21 protein-coding genes are annotated in these 19,241 nt (G+C 64.5%); 7 read left to right on the top strand and 14 right to left on the bottom strand.

Annotated elements, in window-relative coordinates:
- Positions 1 to 8: 8 nt before the first annotated feature.
- From APS40_RS11560 to APS40_RS11550, 3 genes are all read right to left on the bottom strand, one after another.
- Positions 9 to 926 carry a S1 family peptidase gene (locus tag APS40_RS11560; protein WP_236884242.1) on the bottom strand — a complete coding sequence of 306 codons (918 nt, stop codon included), beginning with the start codon at positions 924 to 926 and terminating at the stop codon, positions 9 to 11.
- Entirely contained in the window at positions 923 to 2,827 is a 1,905-nt protein-coding gene (locus APS40_RS11555) for a trypsin-like serine protease (protein WP_082434345.1), read from the bottom strand. The genes APS40_RS11560 and APS40_RS11555 overlap by 4 nt, the downstream gene beginning before the upstream one ends.
- Before the next feature lie 153 nt (positions 2,828 to 2,980).
- Positions 2,981 to 3,934 carry a DUF1353 domain-containing protein gene (locus APS40_RS11550; protein ID WP_055047191.1) on the bottom strand — a complete coding sequence of 318 codons (954 nt, stop codon included), beginning with the start codon at positions 3,932 to 3,934 and terminating at the stop codon, positions 2,981 to 2,983.
- A 376-nt stretch (positions 3,935 to 4,310) separates the two neighbouring features.
- On the opposite strand from APS40_RS11550, the gene APS40_RS24460 reads away from it, so the two are divergent.
- Positions 4,311 to 4,565 carry a hypothetical protein gene (locus tag APS40_RS24460; protein ID WP_335338184.1) on the top strand — a complete coding sequence of 85 codons (255 nt, stop codon included), beginning with the start codon at positions 4,311 to 4,313 and terminating at the stop codon, positions 4,563 to 4,565.
- 12 nt (positions 4,566 to 4,577) lie between these two features.
- On the opposite strand, the gene APS40_RS11540 is transcribed toward APS40_RS24460, so the two are convergent.
- From APS40_RS11540 to APS40_RS11520, 5 genes are all read right to left on the bottom strand, one after another.
- Positions 4,578 to 6,164: a glycoside hydrolase family 32 protein gene (locus tag APS40_RS11540; protein WP_082434701.1), complete on the bottom strand. Its 1,587-nt coding sequence runs from the start codon at positions 6,162 to 6,164 to the stop codon at positions 4,578 to 4,580.
- Positions 6,165 to 6,250: 86 nt separating this feature from the next.
- Positions 6,251 to 7,603 (bottom strand): NosD domain-containing protein, encoded by a 1,353-nt coding sequence (locus tag APS40_RS11535; protein ID WP_055049638.1) that lies wholly within the window; start codon positions 7,601 to 7,603, stop codon positions 6,251 to 6,253.
- A gap of 107 nt (positions 7,604 to 7,710) precedes the next feature.
- The gene (locus APS40_RS11530) at positions 7,711 to 8,547 is read right to left on the bottom strand and encodes a carbohydrate ABC transporter permease (RefSeq protein WP_055047188.1); all 837 of its coding nucleotides are present in this window, start codon (positions 8,545 to 8,547) and stop codon (positions 7,711 to 7,713) included.
- Complete coding sequence (locus tag APS40_RS11525; RefSeq protein WP_055047187.1) at positions 8,540 to 9,418, bottom strand: carbohydrate ABC transporter permease; 879 nt, start codon at positions 9,416 to 9,418, stop codon at positions 8,540 to 8,542. Before APS40_RS11525 ends, APS40_RS11530 begins: the two co-directional genes overlap by 8 nt.
- A gap of 69 nt (positions 9,419 to 9,487) precedes the next feature.
- On the bottom strand, positions 9,488 to 10,729 hold the full coding sequence (locus tag APS40_RS11520; RefSeq protein WP_055047186.1) for an ABC transporter substrate-binding protein: 1,242 nt from the start codon (positions 10,727 to 10,729) through the stop codon (positions 9,488 to 9,490).
- A 170-nt stretch (positions 10,730 to 10,899) separates the two neighbouring features.
- Here APS40_RS11520 and APS40_RS11515 point away from each other — a divergent pair, with 170 nt between their 5' ends.
- From APS40_RS11515 to APS40_RS11500, 4 genes are all read left to right on the top strand, one after another.
- Positions 10,900 to 11,931, top strand: a complete 1,032-nt coding sequence (locus APS40_RS11515; protein WP_055047185.1) for a LacI family DNA-binding transcriptional regulator — start codon at positions 10,900 to 10,902, stop codon at positions 11,929 to 11,931.
- A 114-nt stretch (positions 11,932 to 12,045) separates the two neighbouring features.
- Positions 12,046 to 12,387: a PadR family transcriptional regulator gene (locus APS40_RS11510; RefSeq protein ID WP_055047184.1), complete on the top strand. Its 342-nt coding sequence runs from the start codon at positions 12,046 to 12,048 to the stop codon at positions 12,385 to 12,387.
- Entirely contained in the window at positions 12,380 to 13,000 is a 621-nt protein-coding gene (locus APS40_RS11505; RefSeq protein WP_055047183.1) for a permease prefix domain 1-containing protein, read from the top strand. Before APS40_RS11510 ends, APS40_RS11505 begins: the two co-directional genes overlap by 8 nt.
- On the top strand, positions 13,000 to 13,899 hold the full coding sequence (locus APS40_RS11500; RefSeq protein ID WP_055047182.1) for an alpha/beta hydrolase: 900 nt from the start codon (positions 13,000 to 13,002) through the stop codon (positions 13,897 to 13,899). Before APS40_RS11505 ends, APS40_RS11500 begins: the two co-directional genes overlap by 1 nt.
- 20 nt (positions 13,900 to 13,919) lie before the next feature.
- Here APS40_RS11500 and APS40_RS11495 read toward each other — a convergent pair whose 3' ends face one another.
- The 6 genes from APS40_RS11495 to APS40_RS11470 all read right to left on the bottom strand — a co-directional run bounded on the left by APS40_RS11495 (position 13,920) and on the right by APS40_RS11470 (position 17,967).
- On the bottom strand, positions 13,920 to 14,339 hold the full coding sequence (locus APS40_RS11495) for a YciI family protein (RefSeq protein WP_055047181.1): 420 nt from the start codon (positions 14,337 to 14,339) through the stop codon (positions 13,920 to 13,922).
- A gap of 8 nt (positions 14,340 to 14,347) precedes the next feature.
- On the bottom strand, positions 14,348 to 14,923 hold the full coding sequence (locus tag APS40_RS11490; protein WP_055047180.1) for a GNAT family N-acetyltransferase: 576 nt from the start codon (positions 14,921 to 14,923) through the stop codon (positions 14,348 to 14,350).
- 60 nt (positions 14,924 to 14,983) lie between these two features.
- The gene (cfa, locus tag APS40_RS11485) at positions 14,984 to 16,099 is read right to left on the bottom strand and encodes a cyclopropane fatty acyl phospholipid synthase (protein ID WP_055047179.1); all 1,116 of its coding nucleotides are present in this window, start codon (positions 16,097 to 16,099) and stop codon (positions 14,984 to 14,986) included.
- A gap of 124 nt (positions 16,100 to 16,223) precedes the next feature.
- Entirely contained in the window at positions 16,224 to 17,138 is a 915-nt protein-coding gene (locus APS40_RS11480) for a phosphotriesterase family protein (RefSeq protein WP_055047178.1), read from the bottom strand.
- A 53-nt stretch (positions 17,139 to 17,191) separates the two neighbouring features.
- A complete protein-coding gene (locus APS40_RS11475; protein ID WP_055047177.1) occupies positions 17,192 to 17,413 on the bottom strand; it encodes a helix-turn-helix domain-containing protein in 222 nt (73 codons plus the stop codon).
- Complete coding sequence (locus APS40_RS11470) at positions 17,413 to 17,967, bottom strand: hypothetical protein (RefSeq protein WP_055047176.1); 555 nt, start codon at positions 17,965 to 17,967, stop codon at positions 17,413 to 17,415. The genes APS40_RS11475 and APS40_RS11470 overlap by 1 nt, the downstream gene beginning before the upstream one ends.
- Positions 17,968 to 18,078: 111 nt before the next feature.
- Between APS40_RS11470 and APS40_RS11465 the strand changes: the two genes are divergently transcribed.
- Together APS40_RS11465 and APS40_RS11460 are read left to right on the top strand one after the other, a co-directional pair.
- Entirely contained in the window at positions 18,079 to 18,462 is a 384-nt protein-coding gene (locus APS40_RS11465; protein ID WP_055047175.1) for a hypothetical protein, read from the top strand.
- A gap of 220 nt (positions 18,463 to 18,682) precedes the next feature.
- Entirely contained in the window at positions 18,683 to 19,240 is a 558-nt protein-coding gene (locus APS40_RS11460) for a DinB family protein (protein ID WP_055047174.1), read from the top strand.
- Position 19,241: the final 1 nt, after the last annotated feature.

Raw genomic sequence — 19,241 nt, 5'->3', positions numbered from 1 at the left:
CCTGCTCATCACTCGTACCAGATACATCTGGCGGTCGCGCCGTGCTGGCCGCCGGAGTGGTTCTCGCCGCCCAGCTCATATTGGCCGTCCTTGACCGACACTCCGACGCTGTCGGCCTTGTCGTTGAACTGGCCGGTGACGGTTGCAAGGAAGCAGGCCCCATCCTCGACGCCCACGCCGAGCTGTATCGGATCCCCGCCACGCCACTGATTCTTGCCGGGTTCGAACTCAACCTCGTGAGTTTTGTGGAAGCAGGGCTGCGGGCTTTGGATCAGCCCCAATTGCAGCGCGAGTTTTGCCACCGGCAGGATGCCGTAATAGGTCACCGAGCCTGCCTGATCGAACTGCGCGCCGATGACGATACCAATCAGGCTCTTCAGGTCCTTGGTGAAGACCGGCCCGCCGCTCATTCCGGCTGCCGTCTGGCCGTCGGTCTCGATCATGCCCTTGGGCGTGGCCCGCACGGTCGCGAGGACACCCGACCGGAAGGATGCAGCCCCGGTCTCCGTCTTGCCCGGGAAGCCGGCGACGATGATCGGCCTACGGATCATCCAGTTCTCCACCGAGCAATAGGTGATGAATGGGTAGTCGATCTGCTCGGAGAATTGCAGCAGCGCCACATCGAGGCCGGGAACCGGTGCCGGCTGCTTTATCATCTGCTTGGTGGCACCTGGATCGGCAACTCGCGGCGACCCGCGACACACGGACTCGGCCTTGCCGAGGACGTGGTTGGCCGTCAACACGTAGCCATCGCGACCAACCAGCACTCCCGTTCCGGAAAACGTGTTGCCGTCGGGCTGGGTGCACTGAATGAAGACCGTGACGCTCGCGATGTCATCCTGGGCCGAAGCTGTGCGGCTCATTCCCACCAGACAGACAAATCCGGCAAGCAGGCCCCACAGCACAGCCCACAAGTCCCGCTTCATTGCCCGACCCACTGCTGGATGAGCGCGATGCGCTCAGGGGTCAGGCGCGTGAAAGCATTGTTCGACTTCCAGGGATCGAGGTCGCCAAAGGCGCCGTTTGTGTGCACGCCGATCAGAGTGTCGGTCTGGCCGGTCGCAAAGACCGGGGCGCCGCTCGTCCCCCCATAGGTGTCGTTCTGGTAGAAGCCCTTATACTGCCAGACGATGCGCAGCTCGTCTTCGCTCCTCCACTGCCGACCGGAGGGTGCACGGTCGGCGGTATAGCCGATGACGGTGGTTTTCAGCCCGACCTCCTCGTCGAGCGGGCGGATGCCCAGCCAGCCTGTCGACTTTCCGACTTCGCAGTCGAGCTTCATTGCCCCAAGGTCAAAGTCGCGACTTTGATCCTCGCTCTGCGCGGTAGCCCAGCCATTCAGCAGGAACACCTGGCTGACGCCACACTCGCCAAACGGCGCGGCGCCGACATTGCGGCCGGGCAAGATGCGGAAGTTGCTGTTGAGTTGCCCCTTGGCCGTGCCGGTGTGGATGCAGTGCGCCGCAGTGAGCACCGTATCAGCGGAGATCATGCTGCCGGAGCAGAGATGCTTGGAGCCATCTGGTGCACTGAACAGTATCTGCACGATGGCGCGGGAGGGAAAGCCGGTGGTGTCCAGGATCGCGACGCGGGTGTCCTCTCCGATGACCGCATGGTCCTCGAACAGATCCGGCGACGGGGCGGTGGCGAGGGCGTAGCCAGGGTAAGTCCCAGTTGCGGCGTTGATCCCCTCGAGCGTCGCATTGTCGATGTTGACGTCGGCGACGGTCTGGCCGCTCCCCTGGGAGGCGGAAAGCTCGATGATGCTGCTTTCGGTGCTCGAGGCGGGCTTGGGGAGGGAAATCGCCAGCGTCTGGTTGAGCTGTTCATCCGGCGCCGCAACCGGTGCCTCGTCCTCCAGGTAGCGCCATTCGCGCGGATCGAGCAGGCTGTCCTCGGTCGCTTCGTCGATCACGCCGGTTTCAGGCAATCCCATGTCGGATTGATAGGCGAGGATCGCCGCCTTGCGATCGCCGACAGGATCGGACGAGCTCTCGAACGAGGGGGGGAGGTAATCGCCGCTTTCGAGGATGTTGTTGAAGGCATCGTCGATCTGGATACCTTCGATGGCAGCGACTTCCTCCGAGGACTCAAAGCCGCTTGCGGCCTTGCCCTTGAAGACCTTGTCCCAGGCCTTTTTAAGAAAGACCTTGTACTGGTCGAGGCCGTGGGCCGCTGGGCCGTTGACGAGAATACGCACGCGGAGAATGTCGTTCTCGTTGGCGACCGGATTGATATTTCGCGAGGTCCAGTAAGCAATACCGGCGAGAAGGCCCTGGCTTGGGCTGCGTGCCAATTCCGGATCACCCTCGAGGTCCATGCCAATTTGCTTGCCTCGGTCGCGGAAATTGCCGCGTCCGGTGAGTTGGATGTAGCCCGAGCCGCGATACTTCCAGCCATCGCCGCTGGCATAGTCGCCGTTGCCCAGCATGTTCCGATATATCCAGTTGGCGACCTTTACGGGATCGCCCGCGATCTCGCGAGCCTTGGCTTCGGTGATCCGCTTGCGGCTGAAGACGCGGAGCAGCCCCTTCACTGAGTAGTTGGTGTTCTCGTCGAGCCTCTTCAGCCCGCCCGTTTCGACCAAGGCGGTAGCTATGAAATGGGCCATGGTCAGGCGGGTCGTGATGCCGGCCTTCGCAAAATCCGCCTCGGCATCGACGATTGCCTGGATCAGCTCTGGCTTGGCTTTCGGCGCAATGACCTTAATGTCCTCAACCGTAACAAGTTTTTCGGCCGCACTCGCCGCAGGCGTCGCGAACAACATCCCGGCAAGGAGCACGGTCCCACAGCACAAGACTGACAGACGCCACTTGGTAACAGTCATCTTGACCTCACAAGACGATCGATGCTTCCATGGACACTAATTCTGAATCGACATCCGGGCAATAACTTCACGCGACAGCCGCGTTACGTCGCCGTTACGCTTGTTGAGGTCGACCGTGATTGTATAGCGACGGCGCGATAGTGTCGGTTCGCGCTATTTGGTCCCGATCGCGGGAGGCGTCTCTCCGAACGGAGTACTCTTTTCCTGTGCAGGGGGGTTCAGCTTCAGCAGCAGATTGCCCAAAGTTGCCCTGTCGGTGCCGGTGTCGACGACAAAGGCATCTGCCCCCGCCTCCCGTCCGGAGGTGAGCGCCGTGAGTGAAGCCGCATACTTGACCGAAGGGACTGCATCGTCGTTGAACGATGCCTCGTCCATGTTGTCGCTCCAATGCGCCAGCAACCCGAGGTCCTTCGGCCGATCGAGGAAGTCGCCAGATGTCAGTAGACCTCTGTAGGCAGCCGCGTTCTGATCGATATTGTCGAGCGTGTTGAGAACGAGGCCGACATTGCTCGAGTCGAGCACTTCGCCCGAACTCGCCTTCAGGGTCCGCGCGATCGCGGCGGCCTTGGCCAGCGCCGCCGCGCGGACTACAGGATCGTCCAGGTTGACCTCGGCCGCTTCCTGGGCGCTTTCCACGGCGCCAGTCGATGATGGCACCGGATTAGCCCATTGCGGTCCGAACACCGCAACGGCCCAGTACATGAAGTCGGCCTGTACTTTACCCACGCCTCTCGCCCGCATGCCATAATAGAACGTTCGGTGAGTATCGTGGGCGGTCTTGGTCCTCATGTCGCAATAGTAATCGTGGATCACCGATGCCCAAAGATAGTTGCCCTCGAACGGCCCCGCAAAGGACCATAAAGCCTGAGGGATTGATGCGCCATCAACCTCGGTACCTTTGGGCACAAACCACTCGACGTTATTTGGATCCTTGAAGACCGTGTCATTGGCCACCACAAAATGGGGTCGCGTATCGGTCTTTTGGACAAATTTACCCTCTATATCCTCAGGTTTGAACTCGCCGAAGTAATCGGACTGAGGTTGAAGTAAGACGTACAACCAAAAGCCACCCAAGCCCACAATAGCGGCACCCAGCGCGCCCAGCATTAGAGATCGTAACGAAAATCCCGTATTTGGCATATCCGACGACTCGAATGATCAAAAGATCGATAAGTATACCCTCAGCGCCCTTTCAGATCAATCAAGGGGATACCTGGATGTATAGCCTAATGCTGCCGCGTGAGGCGCTATACATAGGTCACGTCCATTTTCTGAAGCCGCGATGTGACGACGAAGGCGGGCACACCGATGCTGCTCGCATGGTGGGCCTCGGGTCTCGGGCCCGTTCCTCGACCGCATCGGCCTGAAGATCGATGTGCCTGCCGTTTCAGCTGCCGATATGATCGGGCCCGCTATAGCCGAGCCCTCCGCCGCCGTCGCGGTACGGGTCTAGGCGGCGCGCGAGCGGCAGCGCCAGCGCTACATCGAGGCGGGACACCCCGAAATCTTCACCAATGCGGCGGCCGGGCCGGCACTGATCGAAAAGCTGGTCGACCCCGACAAGGAGAGCCAGGCCCTGCTGCTGCAGGCCTCCGAGCGCTTCAACCTCTCGGCCCGCGCCTACCACCGGGTGCTGAAAGTGGCGCGCACGCTGGCCGACCTGGCCGGCGCCGAGAAGGTCGCCCGCCCGCACCTGGCCGAAGCACTGAGCTATCGGCTGAACCTGGCGACGGCGTAACCGTGCGCGGGGTCAGCGGCGCTGATCTCGCCTGTGGGAGACCGCGACCTCCGCGGCAGAGATGACCTCGACCCGATCCGGGGCGATGTTGGTGTAGCTGCGCCGCGTTCCGCATACCGCGCCCCGGTCGGCGAAAACCTCGAGGATGCCGCGGTCGTAGCTGATGCGCAGGTCCTCGGCGGAGGGACAGTCGGCCCCGTAGCGGATCTTTCCATCGTCGGCAGCCAGGCGCACCGACAGGTGGCCGCCCGACACCGTGAGTTCGAAGCAGAGCGCGCCATCCTCTGTCGCGACGATGCGAGTGCCGTCGAGATGGCCGGTGAGGCGGAGGTCCAACGGCGCGTCCTGGAGCAGGAAACTGCCGTCGGGTTCGCTGTCGAGGGGCTGGGCCGGCCAGGCGCTTTCCAGTTCGGCGACCGGCAGCATGCAGAGCCGGCCTGAACCGTCGAGACTGAGCTGGCGCGGCAATGACAGCTCGCCGGAATAGGGCGAGCCGGCAGGTTTGCGATCCTCCCAGTTGAACAGCCAGGCAAAGGCGATCTGCCGTCCCTCTGCCTCGAAACTCTGCATCGCGTAGAAATCGGTGCCGAAATCGAGAACCTGCAACTGGTCCGCATCGGGCACGAAGCTGTCGTTGCTGAAATCGCCCACCAGGGCGAACAGCAGGTTGTGGCGGCCGCTCGCCGGTTCGGTGTAGCCGACAAAACCCATGACCATCACCCACCTGTCGCCGAGCGGGAAAAAGTCGGGGCACTCGACCGCCCGGGCGCCATTTTCCCGGTAGTGCGCGGGAGCGCGGTAGAGCGGACCCAGATAGGTCCAGTCGCTGAGGTTGTCCGACCCATAGAGCAGCACCGAGGGATCGCCGTGGAGGGCTGCGCCCAGCACCATACGGTAGGCGCCCGCGGCGGCATCCCACCAGACCTTGGGGTCGCGGAAATCATGCTCGACGCCCTGCCCCTCGGGGCGGAGCGCGATCACGGTGTCGGAGCTGGTGGCGTGCAGCACGTCCCGCCCCGGCCGGGCCAGCTTCTGCACCTCTCGATAGCCCTTGAACAGATCGTAGGCCGGCAGGCGCTCGGTGTAAAAGAACATGCGGCTGCCGTCGCGATCGGCAAAGGCCGAGCCCGAGAAGGCGCCGCCGGTGGCGCCAAGCCGCCAGTAGTTCTGCTCGGGATGCAGGAACACCGGCAGGTGGGACCAGTTGAACAGGTCGCGGCTGACCGCGTGTCCCCAGTGCATCGGGCCCCACTCGGTGCCAGCGGGATGAAACTGATAGAAGATGTGCCAGGCATCGCCGATCTTGCAGAGTCCGTTGGGGTCATTCATCCACTGGCGAGGGGGCGAAAAGTGCATCTGTGGTCGGGCTGGATCGGATCGCATCCAGGCGTCGATCTCGGCCCGGGGGCGCAGCATCAGCCCGGCGGCATCGAACGCCCAGATGGTGATGCCGACTTCCGCGACATTCGCCGGATCGTAGCCGTAGGCCCAAAGGATGGCGTCGGACCGATCCCATTCAACGGTGACGTCGCATGCCTCGCGATGCTGATAGCGGAAGAAGTCCGGATAGCCGGGGAATGCCGGGACCTGCCAGAGCATGGCATCCCCCGCGGAAATGCGGATGGATCCCGGCCCGTGTGCCCAGAATTCGAGCTGATAGCCGGCGGGAAGACGGATGGACGCCTTCAATTCGGAGCGCCGCCCGGCACGGGGGTGGCCCGAAAGGCGTTCGCGGACATGTCCATCAGCACTTCGCGAGCGCTGCCGGAATCCAGAATGGTGTTCCGACTGGAGCCCGGCTCGACCCGTATGGCGATCACGTCGAGAGCCGCGCGGTTTTCCGTTGCGAGAATGGCCTCGACCTGCGTCGAGAAGCAGTCGCTGCTGGACGCATCGCCGGCCGGGGCACGCTCGGTGGTCGCGACGATGTGGTTGTTCGCGACATAGTTGCCGGTGCCCGAGACGATGCGAATGATCACCGGCCTTTGGCCGCGAGGCTCGAGGAACCGGGTGTCGATCGACGCCGAGATATGGTTGGCGATGACGGAGTTGTTGTCGCCGTTGAGGTGCAGCAGGCCGAACTGGTCATCCAGCCCATTGTCGTAGCGGGTCATCGGGGCCCAGGGCTCGTGGTCGCGCAAGAAGTGATTGGAGGCGACCAGGTTCTCCGAGCACCTGCCGGAAAAGATGAGCATTCCGGGATAGAACGCGTGCAGCCGGTTGCCGGTGACGGAAGACCTGACGACCCCGGACAGTTCGATGCTGCTGCGCCCACGCGGGAACACGTTGTTGCCCGAGACCAGCAGGCCGCCGAAATTCTCGGCGTAGATCGAGTGTCCGTGGTAGCCCGCGCCGATCAGGTTGTTGGAAATCTTCGAGGCCTGCCCCATGCCCCTGAGCTCGATGCAACTGCCGCATTCGGCGATGAAGTTGTTGTCGATAGTAGAGGCGTCGGCGTGGTGCGAGACCAGGCCGTGCTCGAGATAGACCATTCCCATGCCGGTGATGCGGAACGAGTCGTTGGCGCTGGCGATGTGAATGCCGGTCTTGCCGTTGCGATAGGAGTTCTCGGCATCGCCATTCGAGGCGTCGGAGAAATGCAGGCCATCGATGCAGAAATCGGCAAACTCGACCGAGCTGATCCGTGGATTGCCGGCCCGCTGCACCAGGAAGGCCGCCCCCGCCGCGCCCTCGCCGGGCTCGGCAAGCTCGACCAGGATGCGGCTGCCACCCGGCCAGATCTCATGCCAGCGCTCGAGTTCGGCCGGAGGCGTATTGAAGCGGATGCTCGATGAGGTGAAGCCGTGCCCCGAGCCGGCAATCCTCAGAAAGCTGATATCGATCACCACCTGGGTGCGCAGGCGGAAATCGCCGGGGGGAATGTAGATGACCGCGCCGGGCTTGCCGCCGTCATTGCTGTCGCGCACGGTTTGCCGCCGCTTGATGTCGGCGATGATGGCGTTGATCACCGCGCCGATATCCTCGTACGCGTTGCCCGCCGGCCATTCCGTGACGTCGTAAACATTTGCACTGGGCATGCCGGGCTCTTCCTCAGACAGATCGGTTCTGGCGCGCAGCAGCATCGGCGATGTCAGCCGGTGCGCCGGTGGCGGTTGATGGGGTGGGGCCCGGGGCCGGCCATGGGCTAGCCCTTCACCGCGCCGAAGGTCAGCCCGCCGACGATCTGCTTTTGCAGGATCAGGGTGACGAGGATGACGGGCAGCGAGAACAGCACCGCTGCGGCCGCCATCGGGCCCCAGGCGAGGCCATAGACGGAGTTGAACTCGGCAATGACGATGGGCGCGGTCTTCCCGTGCTGCGAGGTGAGCAGCAGGGCGTAGAGGAACTCGTTCCAGCTGGCGATGAAGCTGAACAGCGCGGTGATGGCGAGGCCCGACGGCATCACCGGCAGGACGATGTGCCAGAAGGCGCCGAAGCGGCTGCAGCCATCGATGCGGGCGGCTTCCTCCAGTTCCTTGGGGACGCCGTCGAAGAACGCAGCCATCAGCAGCATGGCCAGCGGCACGGCGGTGGAGGTATGGGCGAGGACCAGCCCGATGGTGGTGTCCAGCAGGCCCAGCGCCTTCATGATCTGGAACAGCGGTACGCCCAGCGAGACCGCCGGCACCATGCGGGTGACCAGCGCGAACAGCATGAAGAGGACAGTGATCCTCCGCCGGTAGAGGGCCGAGACATAGGCGGCCGGAACGGCGATCAGCAGCGACAGCAGCGTCGTCAGCACGGCGACGGTGACCGAGTTCAGGAAGGCCTGGGGCAGGCCGGCCGTGGCGATGACGGTGCCGAAATTCTCCAGCGAGAGCTGCGCGGGAAAGAAGGACGGCGGGATCTGCTGGACGTCCGCCGCCGGCTTCAGCGCGGTCGAAACGAGGTAGACATAGGGGAGTGCGTAGGACAGTACCAGCACCGACGCGACGGCGTTGATGATGAGTTTGCCGTCGTCCCGGGGAGCGCGGTCAACCATTGTCGGTCCTCCAGATCTTCCAGTAGGCAAGGCCGGCAAGGGCGATCATGAACAGCAGGAACAGCGTGGCGGTGGCCGAGGCCTGGCCGAGGTCGCCGTAGCGGACCATGCGCTGATAGATGTTCATCGACAGCACTTCGCTCGCCTGACGCGGCCCTCCCTGGGTCTGGATCCAGATCAGGTCGAAGGTCTTGAGCGCGTCGATGCCGCGCACCAGCACCACCACGGCCAGCACCGGGCGCAGCATCGGCAGGGTTATGTACCAGAAGCGGGTTATGGCGTTGGTGCCGTCGATGCGCGCCGCCTCGAGCACCTCCTGCGGGATGTTGGTGAGGCCGGCATAGCTGACCAGGGCGACGAACGAGGTGGTCAGCCAGATGTCGGCGACGGCCACCGAGTAGATGACGATGTCGGCGTCGGACAGCCACTTGATGGCGCCGGGGTCGGCAATGATGCCGAGCCCGGCCAGCCCGTAATTCAGGATGCCGATATTGCCGACGAGGAGGAACCGCCACAGCAGACCGGCGACGATCGGTGAAATCATCAGCGGCAGGGCGAAAATGGTGCGGTGCCAGTGCGACCGCTTGGCGATCGCGGCAAACAGCAGCGCCGCGCCAAGGCCGAATACCAGCTCGAAGAACAAGGCGAAGGTCGAGTATTTGAGCGTCCGAAGGGCGGACTCAAGGATGCGCTTCGAGGTGAGGGCCTCGACATAGTTGCCGAGCCCGACCCAGACGCGGCTCGACGGATCGATCAGCTTGACGTCGAAGAACGAATTGTAGACCAGCAGCACGACCGGGTAGACCACCAGGAACCCCAGAAACAGCATGGCTGGCAGTAGCATAAGCAGCACGAACCTGCGTTCGGTCATGCTCCCCTCCCCGGTTGAGCATCTGGGCCGGGGCGGTGTCGCCGCCTCGGCTCCGGATGTCCTGGATTCTTACTTGTCCAGGATGTCGCGCGCCGTTGCCGCTGCGTCCTGCAGCAGTTCGGCGACGTTGTCCTTGCATTCGAGCGCCCCCTGGAAGGCCGGCATCACGGCTTCGTCGACCAGTTCCTGGTAGTGCTCGTTGATCGGCCGACCCTTGGTCGCCGGGGCGGCAAGCGTGGCCATGAGCGGCCCGAAATGCTCGTAGCCTGGCTTATCGGCGTAGCTCGCATAAGCCGAGTTGGTGGCGGCCAGCCCGAGCGGCGCCTCGATGCCGAGCGCATTGTGAGCAATCGCATAGGTGACGAACTGGCGTGCCGCATCCTTGTGCTCGGAGGTCGACGGGATGACGTTGTACCAGGGGCCGGGGATGCCGGCGATGCCGGCCGGGCCGGCGATCATCGGCGCGACGCCGACCTTGCCGGCGATCTTGCTGTCTTCGGGCGTCATCCGGTAGGCGTGGGCCCAGAATTTCATCATCGCTGTCTGGCCCTGGTAGAACAGGTTCTGCGCCTCACCCCAGTTGATTTCGAGCGCATTGTCGGGCGCGGATTTGTCCGCACAGAGCGGCGCCCGGTAGTTCTCCAGCGCGTCGATATGGGCCTGGTTGTCGAGGATGACATTGCCCGCATCATCGAGGATCACCCCGGGCGAGCCGGCCTGCAACACCTCGGCCATCCATTCCTCGGACGTGGCGCCGATCACGTCGGTGCCGAACATGCCGTCCTTGGTGAAGAACTTGGCCATGTCGCGCCACTGCTGCCAGGTGGCGGGCGGCGCCAGGTCGTAGCCATACTGCGCCTTGAAGGCTGCCTGGTTGGCGGGATCCTCCCACAGGTCCTTCCTGTAGAAGACGATCTCGGCGTTTGCCCAGGCCGGCATGGCGATCAGCTTGCCGTCGACCTTGGCGTCGGCGAGCAGGGCCGGCGGAATGTCGGCTTTCACCGCGTCGGTGAACAGGTCGCTCAAATCCTCGACATGGCCGGCAAAGGCGGCGTTCCAGACCACGTCGATGGTGGCGACGTCATAGTTCGAGGTGCCCGAGGCGATCTCGGCGGTCAGCTTGTCGAACACGCCCTGATAGGGGACCTCGACGAAATTGACGGTAATGCCGGTCTCCTTGGTGAAAGCATCGGCAGCGGCCTGCTGCAGCGAATGACCACCCCCTTCGACCAGCACGGTGATGGTTTCGGCATGCGCGACGGAGGTCGCGAGGCATAGCCCGGCCACCGTGCACAAGAGCGTCTTGTTCATGTCCCCTCCTTGATTGTTGGCTCCCGGAACGACCGGAGCAGCGCGACCATATTCAGCAATGTCGACGTCGTCAATTGAAATGACAGCGTCGACATGATGAATGTCGACGTTGTCGGTTGCAGCTCCGCGGATGGGTCGATAGAGTTGCCGACGCGTGTGGGGGAGGACGAATGGTCAGCATCAAGGATGTCGCCCGGGTGGCCGGCGTCTCGGACAAAACCGTCTCGAGAGTGGTCAACGGCGAGCCGAACGTCACCGCCGATACGATCGAGAAGGTGCAACTGGCGATCGCCGACCTCGGCTATATCCCGAACCTCGCGGCGCGCAGCATCCGCTCGAACCGCACCAACATCATCGGCATCATCACCGACTACATTTCGACGACGCCCTATTCCGGCGACATCGTTCGGGGGGTGCAGGACTGGGCCGGCGCCAATAACCGCACGGTGCTGCTGGCCAACACCGATGGCGATCAGAAGCGGGAAGCCAATGTCTGGCGCACCTTCAAGGCCCACCGCATCGACGGGGTGCTCTACGTCGCGATGTATCACCGCGTCGTGGTGCCGGCGGCGGGCGACGTGGCGATTCCGACGGTGCTGGTCAACTCGCATCCCGAAGAGGGCCATGCCTATCCTTCCATCGAACCGGACGATTTCGGCGGCTCGTACGAGCTGACCCGGCACCTGATGGGGCTCGGACACCGCCGCATCGGCTACATCCGGCTCAATCCGCTGCTGCTGGGGGCCGATCAGCGGCTCGATGCCTTCCTCGCGGCGGCACGGGCAGGCGGCATCGCCGAAAGCGACCTCATCATCCGCCTTGGCATGGAGGGTCCGATCGGTCGCGAAGCCAACTACGTCTACCGCGAAGCGCTGGACATTCTGTCCATGCCGGATCGGCCGACCGCGCTGGTCTGCGGCAATGACGAAATGGCGCTGCAGGCCTACCTCGCAGCGCTGTCGCTCGGCCTTCGCATTCCCGACGACATCACCATCGTCGGGTTCGATGACTTCCGGACGGTCTCACTCGGGCTCAAACCGGAGCTCACCACGGTGGCCCTGCCCTATTATGACCTCGGATGGCAGGGCGCCGAGATGCTGGATCGGTTGGTGCAGGGCAAGGGCAGCGAGACCGAGCGGCGGGTGCTCAAGTGTCCGGTGATCGCGAGACAATCCAGCGCCCGGCTCGGGGACCGCGGCTGATCTGATCCTGCCGGGCCGCGCCGGAACTCCCGGACTACACCGCAGCATCCAGGGGACGGTTGCCATACCTTGCGACGTCAGGTATACGATACCTATCGACCATAGGTATTAGCGATGGCGACCTCGAAGAACCCACCTTTCCTCAACAGCGTGCCTGAACTGTTGATCCTGCAGTGCCTCAAGCGCCGGCAGATGTACGGCTATGAGCTGGTGCAGGCCATCCGCAGCGCCACCGACGACCACATCGTGCTCGCCGAAGGCGTGGTGTATCCGGTGCTGCACATGCTGGAGCGAGAGGGGGCCCTGTCGACCGAGCGCAGGACCGTGAACGGCCGGAGTCGCATCTACTATGCGCTCACCGAGCGGGGTGCGACACGCCTTGCCGAGCTGGCACAGGTCTGGCGCCGCCTGACTGCTGCGATTGCGGGGGTGCTCGGGGAACCGCGCCATGCCTGACCCCATCGCCGGCCTAGGAGAACGGCTGCTCCGGGCCGGCATCTCGCCAAGCCGCACCGCCCGATACACCGCCGAACTCACCGAACATCTCGCCGATATCACCGACGAGCTCATCGCCGGCGGCATGCAGCCCGCCCGAGCCCATGCCGAAGCCCTGTCGCGGCTCGGCGATCCCGAAATTCTCGCCGCGGCGATGCTGGGGCAGCCGCGGCTGCGCTCGCTGTCGAGCCGGCTGCCGGTGCTGGTCTGGCTGGCGCTGCCGCTGGCGGCCGAACTCGGCGTCATCGCGCTGCTCGCCGTCCTGCTGGTCGCCGCCGGCCGCCAGGGGCTGGCACCGACGGCGCCGCAGATGGTCGATCTGTTGCTGGCGCTGGCGCCGCTCGGCATCGCCTGGAGCATCGGGGTGAGCGCATTGCGCCGTCGCGCCGGCTTCGCGTGGCCGGTCGGCGGCATGCTCGCCACGCTGCTTGCCGCGACGGCGCTCGATCTGGCAATCGGTTCGGATGCCGTCGCGATCAGCCTCGGCGGCCCTGCACCGGGCGTCCTTGCTCTCTACGCTCTCGTCACCATAGCGCCCTTCCTGCTGCTCCATCGTCACCTCAGAGTCCGCTGATGCGCCCGATCATCGCTGCCTGCCTTGCGGCGCTCGCCGCCACCCCTGCGCTCGCCCAGATCGAGCATCGCCAGTTGCTCCGTTCAGACGGCAGCACGATCGACTTTTCCGTCGACAGGCCGACCGCGCCGAGCGAGGGCCTGCTCGTGCTGGCCCAGGGATCGGGCTGCCAGCCGACTCGGCTCAATGCCAAACTGGCGACGGTGCGACAGGCGTTTCCCCGCTACGTCGCGGTGATGGTCGAGAAGTACGGGATCGCGCCCGACGCAGCGATCACAGACGGTTTCACTGATTGCCCGGCTGCCTTCCATGGCGGGCACACCGTGGCGCAGCGGGTCGCCGACTACGTTGCGGTGCTCGCCGAACTGCGGTTGCCTTCGGGCACCCCGCTGGTGCTGTTCGGTGGGTCCGAGGGTGGGTTGGCGGTCTCGATGCTGGCGGAGCAGACCCAGCCTGCCGCTGCGATCCTGCTCTCGTCTGCCAGCGGCATTCCATTTTCGGGAATGGTACTGAGCACCGTGCCACCAGAGGGGCACGCAACGATCGAGGCCGGCTTCGCTGCTGCACGTGCCGACCCGCAGGGCGCTACGCTGTTCGCCGGCTCCTCGCATCGCTTCTGGGCCGATATCCTCGACCGCATCCCGGCCGACTCGATGCTGCGCAGCAGCGCACCGTTCCTCATCATCCAGGGCGGCCGGGACAGCTCATCGCCAGTGGCCGCGGCCCGCGCCACCGCCGACCGCTTCGCGGCGTCCGGCAAATGCAACCTGACCTACTGGGAGTTCCCGGCGTTCGACCATGGGATGCAGGCGCCGGACGGGACGTCGCACCTGGCGTCGGTCGCCGCCGCAGCAGCCGGCTGGGTCAGCAGCAGTTCCCGCGATACGGAGAGCTGCTGACCCTCCACCGCAGCCTCGCATCAGCTCCCGCGTTCGGCCAGGGCGGCACGAAGCTTTTCGGCCTCGGCAATCACCTCGGCCGGCATCGCGCCCTTGAAGTCGTCGATCTCGGAGACTCGCCGCACCTGAATGCTCGCGCCCTCGATCCGCGGCATCCGCGCGGCCCATTCGAGCGCATCGGCCTTCGACGCCGTCTCGATGATCCAGAAGCCGCCGACCAGTTCCTTGGCCTCGGTGAATGGTCCATCCACGACTCGGCGCCGGCCTTTGCTGAAGGTGAGCTGCGCATCGTGCCGGGTGTTCGAAAGCCCTTCCACCGCCCTGAGGACGCCGGCGTCGAACAGCGCCCTGTTGTACTGGCCCATGGCCGCGAACAGCTCCGGGGTCGGCGTCTGCTGTTCCATGCCGGGATCGTTGTTCAGGATGATCATGTAGCGCATCGGCCGGTTCACCTCGATTCCAGGCAGATCGTGGTTGATGAAAGCCTTGGGCTATGCCGCCGGAACTCATGGGCCAGCACGCCCATGATGAGATCGTCGCGCCAGGCGCCATCGAGGAACACCGTCTCGCGCTCGCGCCCCTCGAGCTGAAAGCCGCACTTTTCGTAGCAGCGAATGGCTCTGCCATTGTCGGCGAGGACGCGCACCGAGACGCGATGCAGCCCGAGTGTGTCGAAGCCATAGGCGAGCACCCGGCGCGCCGCCTCGGTGCCGATGCCGCGCCCCTGCTGTTCGAGCTGCAGCAGGCCGATCCCCAGGGAGGCGCGCTTGTCGACCAGGTTCACCCGATCGAGCCGGATGACGCCAAGCAGCGACCGGCCCTCGATGATCCAGGCGTAGGGGTGCTCGATCAGGGCGTTGACCCAGCGCTCCGCATCCGCCCGGTCGAAGGGAGCGCCATCCGGCTGCACGCCATAGAGGCGAAGATTCTCGTCGGGTTCGGGCCCCAGGGCGAGGCGCGACGCCACGTCGGCCGCGGTGGCGGGCCGCATCGTCAGGTTCGGTGAGACGAGGACTGGCGGCATCGGGTTTCTCTCGACATGCAGCAAGTCCTGCTACACTTGCGGGCTCGCTGCAACCCGCGGTCAGGAAATCCGCCGATAGCCGCCGCGGACGCCGCCCGGGCTCAGCACCACCTGCCAGAGCTGGATGTTGCGGGCCCGGAACATGGCGGCGAACACCTGCAGGTAGAAGCGCCACATGCGCCAGAAGCGATCGCCGTACCTGTCGCGCAGGCTCGGCCAGGCGGCATCGAAATTGGCCCACCAGGCCATCAGCGTCCTGTCGTAGTCGGCGCCGAAATTGTGCCAGTCCTCGATCACGAACACCCGCTCGCTGGCAGCGGCGATCTGCTTGATCGAGGGCAGCATGCCATTGGGGAAGATGTATTTCTCGGTCCACGGGTCGCCGTGGGTGGAGGAGAAATTGTTGCCGATGGTGTGGAGCAGGAACAGCCCGTCGGGCTTGAGCAGCGAGCGGACCTTGTTGAGGTAGGCGGCATAATTCTTGTAGCCGACATGCTCGAACATGCCGATCGAGATGACGCGGTCGAACTGGCCTTCGAGCGCCATATAGTCCATCAGCCGGGTCTCGATCGGCAGGCTGCCCTTGGTCGCCTCGGCATAGGCGGCCTGCTCCTTCGAGATGGTGATGCCGACGCCCTCAACGCCATAGCGTTCGGCGGCGAACTTGAGGAACCCACCCCAACCCGAGCCGATATCGAGGATCTTCATGCCTGGCTCGAGCCCGACCTTGCGACAGATCAGATCGAGCTTGGCTTCCTGGGCGGCATCGAGCGTCGTCGCCTCGGCCCAGTAGCCGCACGAGTACATCATCCGCTTGTCGAGCATGGCCGCATAGAGATCGTTGCCGATGTCGTAGTGCCGCTCCCCCACTTCGGTGACGCGGGCGCGCTGCAGGTTGAGCAGCTTGCCGCGCACAAAACTCAGCGCCAGACCGATGTCGGGCTTCAGGTGCGCGTAGATGTCGTACTCGAGCAGCTTGTAGATGAACTGGTCGAGCGCATCGGTGTCGAACCAGCCATCCATATAGGCTTCGCCGAAGCCGAGCGTGCCGTGACTCAGGGCGCGGGCCCACAAGCGGTCATCATGCACGGTGACATCGAAGGGCCGGCTGCCGCCCAGTTCGATGCCTGCGTCTTTCAGGATGGAGGTGAAGTAGGACTTTGGCCCGGCGCTCATCGCGGAACCTCAATTAATTATGATCCTAATGAATTCTAGCGCCACTCCGATAGCCGGACAAGCCCCGGCAACGCCGTGCTGCCATTCGCTTTTCTGGGTTGCAGATTTGACGGCGCAGCCGTTGTCAGCGAGCGAAGGCGGCGAACGGGTTGGTGACGGTCAGCAAGCGGATGGTGTCCGCATCGACCCCCTTGGCCTGGAGCAGCGGCAGCATCACGTCGCTGAGGTGGGTGTAGGGCGTCGGCGTGCCGCCGCCGGGAATGGCGGGATCGTACCAGCCGCGGTCGTGGCTGAGCAGCAGCTGCGAGCCGAGGTCGGCATCGAGCGCGCGGAGGATCAGCTCGCTCACCGCCGCATCCGGCGCGCGCCCGACATGGTCGTATTCGATCCAGGCGCCGCGCTGCGCCACGGCGATGTTGAGGCCGAAATCGTGCTCCTCCTGGGTGTGGATCGAAATGAAGCGGTCGGCGCGATAGCCCTCGGCCTCGATGATGTCGAGCTGATCCATCACCACTCGCCCCCTGATGGTGTGGCTGCCGATCACCGCTCCGGTGCGCTGGGCCGCCCGTGCCGCCGCCCGGAGGATCTTTGCCTCGAGCGGGGTGATCCCGTCGTCGCCCGCCGACACCTTGATCCACGCCGCCTTCACCCCGGTATCGCCGACGCCCTCGCTGAGGTCGCGATACATCCGGACCTCGAGTTCGGCTTCAGTGGCGTCCCGCACCCAATTGGGAATCCATGGTTCGCGATAGTTGCCGGTGGGAACGACGATCGGAAAGCCGGTCGCCCGGCTGACCGCCAGGTCGATATCGACCCGCAGACCGACGCCACCGGTCGAGCACTCGACCAGGGCGGTGATGCCGCGCGCCTTGATCGCCTCGATCTCGGGCGCCATGACCCGCACCACTTCGGCGGGGTCGGCCTGGGCATAGCCGGGCTGGTCGGGGGTCCTGAGATCCACGAACACGTGCTCGTGCGGCAGGATCATGCCCAGCTCGTCGGCGCGCTTCGGGCCGAGGGTCGTATGCAGCAGTTTCATGGATGGTCTCCTCGACGCCGAACATCCCCGAGTTCGGCGCCGAAGGCAAACCGTCAGGGCGTCTCGGCATCGCCGGGCACGAACTTCAGCAGGTCGCCGGGCTCGCATTTGAGATAGATGCAGATCGCTTCCAGAGTATCGAAGCGCATACCCTTCACCTTGCCCTGCCGCAGCAGCGACAGATTGGCTTCCGTGATGCCGACAAACTCCGCCAGATCCTTGGACTTGATGCCGCGTTCGGCCAGCAGCACGGCGAGGTTGACCTTGATCGGCATCAGACGAACTGCGCGTTTTCTTCGGCGATGGCGGCGGCCTCGGCCAGCGCCCAGGCGAACAGGGTCAGCACGGCACCGACGAGCAGCATCAGCAGCATGTCGGAGCTCACCGAAATGGCCACCTGCTTCTGCCCGGCCGGGGCGTTCCAGCTCAGCACCACGCTCAGCAACGCGCCGGAGGCCAACTTGAGCAGGGTGCAGCCGAACACGCCGACAGCGAAGTCACGCATGCCGGTTGCAGCGACCAGTCCGAACGCCCTGCCCTGCCGGAAGGCCTCGAGCGCCGATGCCAGCCGCACCAACCCCCAGCTGAGCGGCAATACCGGCAGCACCGCCAGGGCGGTGGCAAGCAGACGCTGGCCTGGCCCGAACTCGGCAAGCCATACGGAGGGAATCAGCGCGGCGCCCGCCAGGGTCTCGGCGGGCGCAAAACCCCAATAGGTCAGGCCGGCCAATGGGAGTGCCACCGCGATGACCAGGGCTGCAACCCGCGTCACTTGGCTCAATATCGCTGTCCGCTTGCGGCGGTTCGCGTCGGAAACGGCTGTCGTCATCTCGGGCTCCTTTGCACCACCATGCAATCCATACAGCAAGAAATTATTGTTGCGCAATAAGAAATAGCTGTTTAACAAGCTCAACGTTCGCTTTTCAACAGGAGCCTTCCAATGCCTCTTATCCGTTCGTCACTCATCGCGCTGTTGCTTGTGGCCCTCGCAGCACCAGCAATCGCGGCTACCGCCAGCACATCGAAGGGGCAGATTTCGGTCGCCCAGGTGATGCAGATGCTCGATCGCGCCGACACCGACAAGCAGGCCGGCCAGTTGCTGTATGCCTATCTCGGCGGCGTGGGCGAGTCGGCGGGCGTGCTGCTCAACGCCACCGACGCCAAGGGCAAGCCCTACGTGACCTGTTCGAAGCCGCTGGCGCTCGATGCCGGCCTGGTGCGTGACGTGCTGGCCAATGGTGCGCCCAACACCAGAAGCTGGGGCGAAACCGCGGCGACGCCCTTGCTCATCGATGCCCTGGTCAGCCTCGCCGGCTGCCGGTGAGAAAAAGGAGGCGGCAGTCACCTGCCGCCTCGCTTCCGTTCCACCTGTCGGGCTCCAGTCCCAGTGGCGGAGGCCCGGTAGTCGCTCGCGAGTACGCAATCGACCGATGCCCCATTTTGCGCAAGAAATGGTATGACTCGCTCGCCATATTCGGGCGCCCGTTAACGACAGCAAGGCAAATGATACCACGCTCGTCTCGCCGTCATTTCCGGAGCACCCGATGACCGTCGCCAGCCGCATCATGCGCAAGCTGGCGCAGAACAACCACCTCGCCAACCACCGGCTGCTGACGGCGTGCTTCTCGTTGCAGCCGGGCGAATTCGAAGCCAAGCGGGTAAGCTTTTTTCCCTCGCTCAAGGCGACGCTCAACCACATCGTGACCATCGACTGGTTCTATGTCGACGCGCTGGAAGGCGGCACGCTCGGGCCGCGCGCCTGGGATCCGGAAGAGCCCTTTGATGCCATCGCGCCGCTGGCCGAGGCGCAGTTCGCGGTCGACCGACGCCTGCTGGCCTTCTGCACCGACCTGACCGACGCACGCCTTGCCGCCCAGACGCGCGTCCATCGCACCAACCGCATCCAGGTCGAGCGCACCGACGACCTGCTGCTGCACCTGTTCATGCATCAGACCCACCATCGCGGCCAGGTGCATGCCATGCTGGCCGGCAGTTCGGTGCAACCACCCCAGCTCGACGAGTTCCTCACCGCCAGCGATTTCCGGGATCGAGCCGAGGACATGGCGGCGCTCGGCTGGAGCGAAGCCGAACTCGGGGCCTAGC

It is taken from the genome of Devosia sp. A16, assembly GCF_001402915.1.
Taxonomy (GTDB): domain Bacteria; phylum Pseudomonadota; class Alphaproteobacteria; order Rhizobiales; family Devosiaceae; genus Devosia_A.
This window is presented reverse-complemented; position numbering and strand designations above follow the sequence as displayed.